At 55.6% G+C, this 11,937-nt stretch carries 5 protein-coding genes; all 5 read right to left on the bottom strand.

The genetic code is table 11. From position 1 onward, the window contains the following. Nucleotides 1-2,285: DUF4982 domain-containing protein (locus tag VMJ32_00265; GenBank protein HTQ37427.1), on the bottom strand; the 2,285-nt coding region annotated here is incomplete at its 3' end. Between the two features lie 68 nt (nucleotides 2,286-2,353). Then, a complete protein-coding gene (locus VMJ32_00270) occupies nucleotides 2,354-4,183 on the bottom strand; it encodes an alpha-L-fucosidase (protein ID HTQ37428.1) in 1,830 nt (609 codons plus the stop codon). 271 nt (nucleotides 4,184-4,454) lie between these two features. After that, nucleotides 4,455-5,729: an alginate lyase family protein gene (locus VMJ32_00275; protein HTQ37429.1), complete on the bottom strand. Its 1,275-nt coding sequence runs from the start codon at nucleotides 5,727-5,729 to the stop codon at nucleotides 4,455-4,457. A 39-nt stretch (nucleotides 5,730-5,768) separates the two neighbouring features. After that, the gene (locus VMJ32_00280) at nucleotides 5,769-7,148 is read right to left on the bottom strand and encodes an alginate lyase family protein (GenBank protein ID HTQ37430.1); all 1,380 of its coding nucleotides are present in this window, start codon (nucleotides 7,146-7,148) and stop codon (nucleotides 5,769-5,771) included. 226 nt (nucleotides 7,149-7,374) lie between these two features. Then, complete coding sequence (locus VMJ32_00285; GenBank protein HTQ37431.1) at nucleotides 7,375-11,904, bottom strand: autotransporter-associated beta strand repeat-containing protein; 4,530 nt, start codon at nucleotides 11,902-11,904, stop codon at nucleotides 7,375-7,377. Between the last annotated feature and the right edge of the window lie 33 nt (nucleotides 11,905-11,937).

An 11,937-nucleotide genomic window follows, 5' to 3' on the forward strand; every position in this document is an offset into this window, starting at 1 on the left:
CGTTCCCCTTGCTGGTCGACCGCCTCAACGTCGATGAGCGCTACGTCAGAACCATCGGCATGCAAACCATCGGGACCGGTGATCGGCGTCATTTTTAGCGCGATCGGCGCGCCAACGGTGTGCTTTGTTTGCGTGGCCACAACCGTGTTCCCGACGTAAGCGAGGGCCTTGATTTCGCCGGATTCCCAGGTCACATTCGGAAACGTGAACAAATACCGGTCGGTCGGTTTTGTACGGCCAAGCGATTTGCCGTTCACGAGGAATTCCACTTCTTCGGCATTCGACACCACATACATTGTTTTGCGAGTGCCCTGGGGATACGTCCAATGGCCGATGATATGGACTTGCGGATCATCACGGAACATTGCTTGGCACACATAATATGCTTCCTTGGGCAGGCGAACCCCGTCGACTTCGCCACCGGCCCTGGCAACCTCGCAAGCAACGCGTCCTCCGCTGGTGGTATCGGAGAAGATCCAATTCGCGCCACCGCAGTGATAGTCAGCCCCGATTTTTCCCACATACTGGCTGACTTGGTTGACGGCGAATTGCTCAGAGTTGAGCTGATAGGTCTGTCCTTTGGCTTCCGGATAGCCGAAATTCGGCGGAGATTGATCGTCCCACACGCGGCGTGGGGACTCTTCGCGATCGTATTCTGCTTCCACAACCGGCAAGGTCTGAATTTCCCTGCCGCCTTCGGTGCCCAGGGCGATCTGCATGAACTCCGCCGTGGTATTGTCGGCCCGCCGATGAGTGTAAACTCGACCGCCGTGCGGATCATATTGGTCCATGTATCCACGCAATTCTGCAGCGTGGTCGCGTGTTACTTTTTGATTGCCCCCTTCCCAAATCAAGATGGATGGATTGTTGCGAAAGTAAATCAGCACGTCGCGAAAGGCTGCGGCGCGCAATTTCCAAGCGGCGCCGACCGTGTCCGATTCACCATCAACTCCAGGTTGATCGAAAATAATTCCCAACCGATCGCCCGCGGCAATGCACGCCGGGCTTGCCGCGCAATGGCCCCAACGAACAAAGTTAGCGCCGGCATTTTTCATCAATTCAAGCGTGTAAAAGTGCATCCAATCCGGTTGCGCCGCGCCAAGGCCTGGCCATTCATCCGTTGGCTTCTGGCCCCAGCCGTGCAGCTTCAGGTGCTGGCCGTTTATGAAGAATCCATGATCTTTGTCCCACCTCACTGTGCGGATCCCAAATGGGAGTTCGCATGTATCGCAAACTTGACCGCCGACCCGCAGCGTGCAGACGACGCGGTAGAGATAGGGATAATCCGGCTCCCATAATTGTGGTGCTGTTAGTTCAGTGGATAACTTGAATAACGCAGTTTTCCCGGAGGCGACTTGCTCATCGTGCTTCAGTGTTGCAACGGATTGTCCGCCGCGATCCAGCACGTCGACGAGAAGTTCGACGTGTTCATCCCCCGTCCGTCCATTCTCGACCGGGACTTCCACAGAAAGTTTTGCCGATTTGTCGGAGACGTCGCTGGCATAGATATACGGCCCGGCTGTTTGCAAGAAACTGTACAGAGGCAACTCCACATGCAGTGGATCAGTGACGACCAAGCGCACGTTGCGATAAATCCCACCGTGAGCAGGATGCCAATGCGGATTATTCCAAGGGATTTGATCTGCTTGCAGTTGTTCAATGTCTTCTGGAATCTGCGCGTTGACTTTCTTCATTAAATTGGCCAGCTCGCCTCCAGGGCCGGAATCTCTCTTCGACGACGTGATGCCCGCTTGATTGGCGGCATCGATCGATTTGGGATCGTCCGGATCTTTCATGAAGCGATTGTCGCACATGACGGCCAGCACATTGTCGCCACCAAAATGGAGCTGTGGAGTCAGGTCGAAACCAAAAGGAGTGAAGCCAGTTTTGCTTACGCCCAGCAGCTTGCCGTTCAAATACACTTCTGCAACCTGGCGCACGGCTTCAAACTCGATGAAAATTTTCTTTCCTTTCCATGACTCCGGCGCGGTAAATGTTTTTCGATACCAAGTGCGGCCCCCCCATTGATTTTGTTCCCCGCGATGGCCAGCCAGCGACCAGTCGTCAAACGTGTCGATGTCGTTGTACGTGTGGGGCACTGATACCGTGGTCCAGTTCCGATCGTCAAAATCGGGCTGCTGAGCGCCGGTGACGTCGGCCTGCACGAATTTCCAGTCCGGATTGAAGTTCAGCGTGAGTCGCTCTCCCGCTTTGACGGCGGGAGAGGCGGCAAGCAAGCTTCCGACCAAACCGAGTAACCAACAATTCGTTATCCTATGGTGCATCGACGAAACCATGTTGACTTTGTTTGGATTTGCCCAAACCGCTTGGAATTCACGACCGTTATTTTTCCTTAATGAATCGCAGTCAGCGTCACACTGCGCAAGTTCATCACGTATCGATTCGCGGGCACGTCATCAGCCTTAATGGTGAAATCAACTATGCCGGGCTGACTGATTTCGATTGAACCCAGCTTCATCTCTTGGTAATTGTTGGCGTTTTTCGTCGCTTCCACGACGCCGTGCAGTGCTTGATCGCCCGCGGAAAACGTAACGGTGGCTCCGGCTCGATCTTCTGACTGCGCGTATAACAAAGTCACCTCGAATTTGCCGGGCTGATTCACTTCGATTTTCCAGCTCACTGAATCTTTGGTTGTTCTCCAGTGGCCTATGTTCGGCGTGGTTTCTCCTTCGACGCCTGCCCCCCCCAAAATGTCGGCGTCCGCGGGCAATAACCGAATGGTCCCATCGGCGGCTTGCTTGGGGAGCGGCACCGGGGCGAACTTCAGCGTACCTTCCGGCTGAAGAATGATTACGGTGGCGTCGGAGTCTGGCGCTGAAGTGGGCACATCAATCACCAGTCCCTGCTCTGTGGCAGTTACCGGGAGCAATTTGCCGGGTTCCGTGAGCAGCGCGGCCGAGGCCTTGGCGTTGAGCAATGGCACTAACAGCTTCCCGTCTTGAGGCCAATCGAAAACGTGTAAATAAAGCTTGCTGTTTTTCTGCGTGCAGCGACCCCATTGAAGTTGCTTTTCGAAAGGTCCGGCGGAAGTGCCGTAAATTGCTTCACCATTCACCTTCAGCCATTGGCCCATTTCGCGCAGTCGCTCTTGTTCAGGCTCGGGGATTTCACCCTCAGAGGTGGGCCCGACATTGAGCAAATAATTGCCCCCTTTGCTGGCAATGTCGATCAGATTGCGGAGCAATCTTCTTGTGGATTTGAAGTTGGTGTCGTACGACTTATAGCCCCACGTATTGTTGATGGTCATGCAGGTTTCCCAGTCTCGGCCTGGAAAACCCTTGGCGGGGATGGTTTGTTCCGGAGTTTCCGTGTCTCCTGGAATCATCGCGTCGCCATGGATCAGCCGATTGTTGCTAATGATGCCTGGCTGCAGCTTTAGTAATTCAGATAACGGCGCAGCGCGTTCGTGAGTCATCATCACGGGCGTATCCCACCAGAGAACTGCGACGGGGCCATAATGAGTTAAGATCTCTTTTACTTGCGGTATCGCAATCGTTTGCAGGTAGTCGTCAAACGATCCTTCTTGTCCTGGATCCCACCAGTCGTGCTGTCGGTTGTTACGCCGGGCTTGCGCTCCGCCTGGATGGTTCCAATCTTGGGCTTGTGAATAGTAAAAGCCCAATTTGATGCCTTGCTTCTGGCAAGCCTCGGCTAATTCCTTGAGCGGATCGCGCTTAAACGGCGTGGCATCGACAATATTGAACGGCGAAGCCTCGGATTTGAACATGGCAAAGCCATCGTGATGCTTGGAGGTAATGACGATGTACTTCATGCCGGCGTTCTTGGCCAGCGAAACCCATTCGTCGGCATTGAATTTGACCGGATTAAAATGTTCGGCGTACGTGGCATATTCGGCCATCGGAATTTCAGCATTGTTTTGAATCCATTCGCCGATTCCGGCAATTTGCTTGCCCTGGTACGTGCCCGCCGGCACCGAATAGATTCCCCAATGAATGAACATGCCGAAGCGTGCTTCGCGCCACCATGCCATGCGCGCATCGCGTTGTTCGGGAGTTTCTTGGTCGGCCGAGGCGGCGGGAGTGGAAGCCGACGTGCCGACGGCTTCGGCACCGTGAGCCCGCCTGCCGACGTTCGCACAATTCTCGACAAGCAATGCCAGCAACAGAATTGCGGTAGTGCGAAACATCTGGTTCAAGTGCATGGCGGCGTCCTTTAAAGATTGGTAACGGTGGTGCAAGTCATGTTTCGGTCGTTCCTGGCAATGCAGGCTCATTTTTATCAAATTGGGCAAGAATCACTTCAGAGTTCAAGTCGCTGACACTTTTTTTGTTCTGGTATTGTGGATCTAAGGGGCTTTGCCCAATAAATCATGTCAAGCCACTAAATCGGGAAGCGGTCTGACGTTGCAGTCGCAAGCATTTGTGCATGCAAAGGACTTTTTGGGCAAAGCTGGATCTAAGGCAATCATTCGTTCAATCGACCCACAAAAGCGGATGGCGAATCGGCAAATTGCGGATGACTTCGGCATTGTTCGGATTGGCTTCCAGCATTCTCCAAAGTTCCAAATATTTGGGTTCGTGGTACGCCAACCCGCTGAACAGCAACAACGGAGAGCGAACTGGCCAAAAATCCCAGCACATGATGTCGTGCTGATAGGGCCATTTCGATTTGTCCTGCAAATATGGGAAGAGAAATTCTGTGGCAGAGCGCATGTTGCGACCCTCGGCGGTGGTATACGTCCACAAATTGTCTTGTGGCGTGGAAAGGATTTGACAAATCGTGGCCATCGCGTCGGCGTTGAACAAGGAATAGCCGTAAGGCTTTGTGCGCCGCAGCTCCCGTGGAAAGCTCCCGTCGGCAGCCATTTGCTCGGGCAGCAAAACTTCCCTAAACCGCTTGCGGCAAGCGGCAAGTTGTTGCTCGTTGCCGATAAAGTCGGAAAACGCGGCCACCTGCATGACCCAGCACGTCCCATGGTTGTTCGCAGCCTTCATTTCTTCTAAACCATTGGGCGACGTGGTCAGCCACTGCACGTAATCGGCAAACCATTTTTTTGTACCGCTCAGGCACTCCCCTTGTAGGGCGCCGGCATGCTCGAGGACTTGGGCACTGCGGGCTACTTCGATCAATTGCACGGTGTCGATGATGCCGATGCCGCGTCCCTTGCTGATTCCCTTGATGGCTTGGGCATATTGCAAATTGGGATTCATGCGTGTTGATTCGTCGATGAACCACGCTTGAAAGTGTTTGTTGGCCTGGTTGGCATATTTTTGCTCACCGGTCAGTCGATAAGCGCTGGTCAGTGTGCCGACGTGAATGCTGAAGCGGATCATCGCGTTCCGATGATCGACGAAGTTATCGGGATTCGTCATGCCGTCGCGCTGAACGTACGGACCATCAGGATTCTCTGAATTTGGCCACCAATAATCGCCTTCCGAATAAAAATCGTGCAGTCCGCCGGAGCTGCGCGGACATTGAGTGGCGGTCACGGTGATGGGGTCATCTGGCAGGAGCCGCTCAGCGGCCTCCATTATTCGATCGTGCTCCAATTGCTTAATGTCGAAGTCCGCGCCAGTTCCCGTGCCAGTTGCTTTGCTGGGCTCCTCCGCATGGACCAACGCCAAACTCAAACCAACCGCGACGACCGTGAACAGTGGCGATAGCCATCGCACCAAGTCCCCCTGGCCGATCGTTCGTAGTCGAAACAGTATCGAAACGATTTTTAGAAAATACACATTTCCGAACATTCGGTCATCCCATGAAATGTAATGGTGGTTGGAGGTGCGCTAACGCAGCAAGTCATGCCAGTTCGTGTTGTTGTCTCTCATCGAAAGTTTCGCGAGAACGGCAGAATATCGCTCGTCGGAATACTTGACAGCAGCTTGACGCAAGATTGAGGTAAAGCCCCCCGGCGTCCAGCCACCGAGTTGCTGGTAAGTCCATTTCTTTTCGCCCGCGGCGAAGGGCAACAAAAAATCGATGGCCTGGCGAATGCTTCGACCATCGGCCGTGTGGAAATTCCACAGATCGACGTCCACGTGTTCCGCCAATTTGGCCAGCGACATTAAACCGGACAAATTGACGGTGCTATAGCCCCAGGCTTTGGTGCGAACCAATTCCAACGGTTCGCGGCCGTCGGGTTCAATCTGCACGGCAATGCGTTTGGAACCCACCTGCTGGATCACCGATTTAGCAAGTTCCACTTTGCCGAGGAAAAAAGCATAGCAAACCACTTGCATGTCGTAATACGTGCCATGATTGTTCTTGGCGGCGGCTTCATCGCAGCCGTTTTTGCTTTCCAACATCCACTTTAAAAACTTTCCATACCAATCTTCCATGCCGCGCTGATTATCGTCCGTCCATGCCTTCGATCCGTGCAACACTCCGATGTCATCGACCAATCGGGCCAGACAAATCGATTCGATCAATCCTGTGCCGCGACCCGTATTGGTTCCAGGAACGGCCTGGGCGTATTGCAAATTAGGATTCATCTTGGTCGACGGCTCAAGAAACCATACTCGCAGGAATTGCGTGGCTTTGCCGGCATAAGTCTCGTCCCCAGTGAAGTAATAGGCCAGCGCCAGCGTTTCGACCATCCCGGCCATGCGACTCATGTCCTGATGGTTTCGATACATGTTGATTTCCGGATTCCGTTCTCCGTCTCGGCGAATGTAAGGGGAACCATCCGGCAGATTGGGGTCGGGCCAAAAGTAGGGCGCCTGGCTCATATAGTCGTGTTTATCGCCACTGGGGGGCGTGTTGTCCTTGTCGACCACAGAAACCGGGGTTACGGTCAACAGCCGTTTGGCGTCTTGTTCCAACCGACTCACCGCAGCAACCAATATCGGGTCGCCGCCTGCGCGAAACTTTTCTTTCTCGGATTGCAATCGTTGTGCGTCGAGCAGAAAGACTCGGGGGAGCTGCGAAGCGGTGGCATGTTCTGTTGTCGGAGAAGAAGGCGACGCCGCGGTTGCATTTTCCGTCGTGGCCGGCTGTTCTTCCCGGACAGCATGTTCGCTCGAGTCAATCTTATCTGATGCGACGGCCGGCAGATGAGCTGGAAGTTGCCCGAAAGCGGCCTCCTGCGCCCAAACTGGCATGAAGCCAATGACAACACACGGAATCCACAAGCCATGCTGAACGACTTCGAAGCGAATGACCTTCATGGTAATACTTGTGCCCGTATCATGGCTAGCAGGGCACTATGCATTTGCGAAAAAGGTACCGGAACTCACAAAAAACTCGCCGAGCCCGCGCTGGGTTCGGGGGGGTAGAAATCCAGTCGGGCTCGGCGTCAGAGACTAAAAACCCAGGGATGATGATCATCGCCGCTGAGGCTTTGTTCAGTCACGATGTTATGGGCAGGCCTTTTACTTTTTTGGGACGATGAAACTAGAGAATACGAACTTTTCTGCGAGCGCGCCCCGCGAAAAGCATTGCGCTACCCAATCCCAACAACAGGAAGCTTGCTGGTTCGGGTACGGTCGATGTGTTTCCCTTGCCGGACTTAAGGTCGCTCAGCAGCGATTGCAGGTCGGCATAGGTGATATTCCCATCGCCGTTAACATCAAAGATATTCAGCATGTCCTCGTTGGACAGCGTTACATGCAAGGAATTGCCTTGATTTTGGTAACCGCTAAGGTTGGCCAATGCCTGTTCCATTGCCAAAATGTCGCTGGCGTCCACATGATTGTCGAGCGTCACGTCGCCAAGATGGTAGGGCGAAACCGAAGCGGGCACCACTTCGCCGGTGTTTGCAGTCAAAAACTCTGCACCGTTATAGCCTTGGAAGTGGATCAGGCCGAGTTGATTCGACGTAAGCCCGGTGCCGCTACCGTTACCGAAAAAGATCGGATCGGTGCTGCTGCCGCCGGTTAAGCCGGTGACCCCGGTCCAATTGTCGATCGAAATAATTTTCCCATACGGGCTGACGACGCTGCTCCAACTGGAACTCAGCGCGCTACTGTCCGCGAAGTGCAGGGTGCTGTTTTTGTTCAAATCGATGCTAGAAACACCTGTCACAGCCAACGGCGTAGTAAAGGTTTGCGAAGCGCCGTTCAGTAACATTTTTCCTCCGGCCAAGGTCACATTTGTACTGGACGAAAGTGAACCACCGGAGGACAATTGCAAAGTTCCACCGCTGATGGTGGTGTTTCCCGTGTACGTGTTGGCGCCGGTAAGAGTCAGCATGCCAGGGCCGCTCTTGGTAAGCGACAAGGCGCCGCCTCCAGTGCCGTTTTGCACTACGCCGCTGAAAGAGTAATTACTGGAGTTGTTGACCGTCAGGATGGCCGGCATGGCGTTGGCGTTTTCCACAATCGAGGCAGTAGCGGCGCCCGTGTTTTGCAGGCCGGCAATCGTCGCGCTATAACTATTAAGTTGGAAGTCGCTGGTGAATCCTGTCGTGGGGTCCATCGAGAGGACGTTGGCGGCACTGAGTGCCGTGTTGCTCCCCAATTGCACGGTGCCGGTACCTGTGGTAATGGCCGCACTGCTGGGTCCGGTATCGATTTCCACGCCGCCGGTAAAGGTGTTGTTTCCCGCGAGCGTTACCATGCCAATGTTGTTCTTAATGATTTTCCGAGGGGTGGAGTCTTGGGTAATATTGCCGTTCAGGGTTAAATTGTTGTTTTGGAAGTTTTGATATGTCGACCGGAAGGTGAGATTGCCACGTAGGTTGATGTTGCTGCCGACGTTGCTCGTGCCACCCCCCAGCGCCATAAACGTGTTGCTATTGGACAATCCATCGCCCATCTCGACGGCCCGCGTGAGATTTGCCTGCCCATTGGCGCCGGGATTCCAAAACTGCAGCGTAGCGCCATCCCCCACCAGGATTTTGCTGGTGCCGTCATCCTGAAAAACCGTGGATCCTTCCAGGGTAAACGTGTTGCCGAAGTTTGCACTGCCCCCGCTGGCATTGGTTCCCGCAACGATAATGTTTCCCGCACCGCTGACGGTTACATTGACCAGATCGAGGAAACTGTTGCCGAACTTCGTCAGATTGTGGCTATTCAAATTGAGCGTAGCCGCGTTGGGGGTGGGACTGACGACAGCGGGGCCACGAATGTCGATTCTGCCCAGTTGAGCGGCGCCGGTCGTTTGGTCCGGGCCTTGACCCGGGCCGCCCACGCTGGCATCGCCATCCAAAACCACATTCTGCAACGCTCCGCTTGCGTTTTCCTGTGCGGCGCCGCCGGTAGCTCCGGTAGGATCGCTAACGTAATTGCGGTTGGTGAGCGCGCCTATCCCGCCTACCCCGTTCCCGGAGATATGGAACACTTTTTGGCCAAAGTTCAAAGAGTTGGCAGCGGCGTAACCGCCGATGTTGAGCGTGCCGCCAGCGCTGACGATGACATTACCGCCTGTAATGGCGCCCAGAGAAGAAGCTGAGGTGCCGTTGGCGCTGGCCACGCTCACGATGCTGCCGCTGCCGATGGTAGTGTTACCAGAGTAGGTGCTGGAACCCGTGAGGTTGACTGTGCCGCCGGTGAAAGAAAGGCTCCCAGGTCCATTATCGTTGATCGAACCGCTAAATGTGCCGTTGCCGCTAATCGTGAGCGTGCCGGTTTCATTCAGTGCCCCGCTGCCGTTAAGGGTGGCAATGGCTTGGCTGGCGTTGAAGGTCACCGTGCCGTTGTCGACGAGGTTCGTCGTGGTGGGAATCAAGCCGCCGGAGGCGACGGTCATGCTAGCGCCGCCGGCAATGTTGACATGCGTGCCTAAAATCGACCCGCTGGGATTAACGTTCAGGTTTCCGCCATTCACGTTTACATTGCTGCTGGCGATCGATCCGCCCGAGCCAAGAATCAACGTGCCGCCGCTCACCGTGGTATTGCCGGTGTAGGTGTTGGCGCCCGTCAGCGTGAGCTGCCCGCCGACGAGGGTAAGGCTGCCGATGGCGGCGGCGTTAGTGCCGGTCAAATCGCTGATCACGCCGCCGAAGCTGGTGGTGGAACCGCCTGCGCCAACAGTCAGGGTGGTCGCCGCTGGCGACGCCGTGTTGCCTAACACCACGCTGCTGGAGCCCGCCCCACTACTAGACAGCGAGGCGATGGCCGGGGCGGCACTGGTGAATTTAACCGTTGCCGTGCCGCTGCTGGGATTGAGGACCAATCCGCCGGCCGCCGAGGTGCTGTCGCCCAATGCTGAATCGTTGCCGGCGACCAACGTGCCGGAACTGACGATGGTGCCCCCAGTATAGGTGTTGACCGTATTCAGCGTGACGGTGCCGGTGCCGTTGACTGTCAGGCTTCCGCTGCCCCCAATGCCATTGCCGTTGCTGCTGTTAATGGTGTAGGGGTGGGCGTTGGAGTTGCTGAAAGTCACCGCGCTGGGCTGCACCGCATCCCGAATGTCGACAGTGAAGCTGTTGCCATTGACGTTGTCATCGAAAACGACACTGTCGACTTGATAGAATTGATACGGGTTGCCAGACGTAGCCGCGCTGTCCCAATTCTGGTTGTTTTGGATATCCCAGGTGTTCAAATTTCCGCCGTTGTTCTTCCAATGCAGCGTGGCCGGGCTGCCGGCGATGGTGACAATGATGGAGTTTCCACCAGGTCCGCCTTGTTCCGAAGGGGTGAGAGTCATGCGGCCGACTGTGGAGGGACTTATACTTGCCAAATTACCCAAATCCATAATGGGATTTGTGGTGGTGAGAACCGTGTAGGTTGAGACCGTAGGCGCGGCGGCAAACGCGTAGCTAAACGTCGGTACCGTATTGAATGTCGCGTCGGTTGCAGCAATTTTACTGCTAGTGGTGGAACCCAACGTGACGGCCAACGTGCCGCCGCCGTAGTCGTAGTTGAATAAGCCGTTGGCAGTTAGTGTCCCCAGCGGGCTGGCCGTAGAGCCGGGCTGGACGGTTGCCGCTGCGCCGTTCAAGTCGATGCCTCCGACGGTGCCGGTGCCGGAAAGCGTGCCACCAGTGACCGAGGTCGTATTGGCTCCCGCCAACGAACCTGTGACAGACAGCTTGCCGCTGGTGATGTTGATAGGTCCACTGAAAGATGGGCTGCTCCCGCTGAGTGCGGTCGTGCCCGTGCCGCTTTGCTGGATGGTGCCCGAACCACTGTACACGCTGCTGTCGTTAATGGGGGTGGAAGCACTGAAATTGAGTGCGCCGTTGCCGCCGAAGCCGCTGCCGTTGACACTGACGTTGCCGCCGCTGGGCAGAGAGCCCGACTGGGTAGCACTGCCGATCTGCAGCGTGCCGCCGGAATTGATCGTGGTGTTGCCCGTATAGGTGTTGGCGCCGGCCAGAATGAGAATGCCGGTGCTCCCGGTCGACAGGCCGGCGTTATTGATGCCGCCGCCGCCGAGATTGGCCAGGGTGGCAGTGCCGCTGTTCGTGACCAGATTGACGAGGCTGATGGCCAAACCGGTGTTTCCGGTGCCGTCGCCGCCGATGGCGTGGCCGTTCATGTTCAACGTTCCGCCTTGCAAACTCAACGTAGTGTTGCTGCTCCCTTGAGTGCTGGGCACGGAAATATTGCATTGCAGGTTGGCCGTGCCGCCGTTGATGGTGAATGTGCCATTGGCAGTTCCGACCGTCGTTGCATTGGTGTTGTCGGCTAGATAGAAGCTGTTACTGACATTCAGCACGCCGGTGCTATTATTGTCGGTGCCAAGGGTGAAGGCGCCGATGACGCCGGTGGTAGTGGTGCCGCTGGTATCGAGCGCCATTTGAATGTTTGCGGCATTAAAAGTGCCGGTATCAAAGGTCACGCTGCCATTGGCCCCGTTGGTGCTGACGCTGCCGGTGTGCTCTCCGATGATCACGGTGCCGGCTTGAACGTTGGCATTGGTATTGTGACCGGCCAGCAAAAGTTGCGACAGACGGCCGGCGCCGTAGGATGCAGTGCTGGCATCGCCCAAAGTGATGTTGGCGACGCCGACGCCGCCGGTGCCGGCAATGGTCACGGTCGTGGTGGAACTTGCGTCGCCGGGCAATAC

The sequence above is a fragment of the Pirellulales bacterium genome (assembly GCA_035499655.1).
Taxonomy (GTDB): Bacteria; Planctomycetota; Planctomycetia; order Pirellulales; family JADZDJ01; genus DATJYL01.

Excerpts from the sequence above, each read along its gene's own strand:
- VMJ32_00280 (HTQ37430.1), bottom strand. The coding sequence starts at position 7,148 with ATGAAGGTCATTCGCTTCGAAGTCGTTCAGCATGGCTTGTGGATTCCG.
- VMJ32_00270 (HTQ37428.1), bottom strand. The coding sequence starts at position 4,183 with ATGCACTTGAACCAGATGTTTCGCACTACCGCAATTCTGTTGCTGGCA.
- VMJ32_00275 (HTQ37429.1), bottom strand. The coding sequence starts at position 5,729 with ATGTTCGGAAATGTGTATTTTCTAAAAATCGTTTCGATACTGTTTCGA.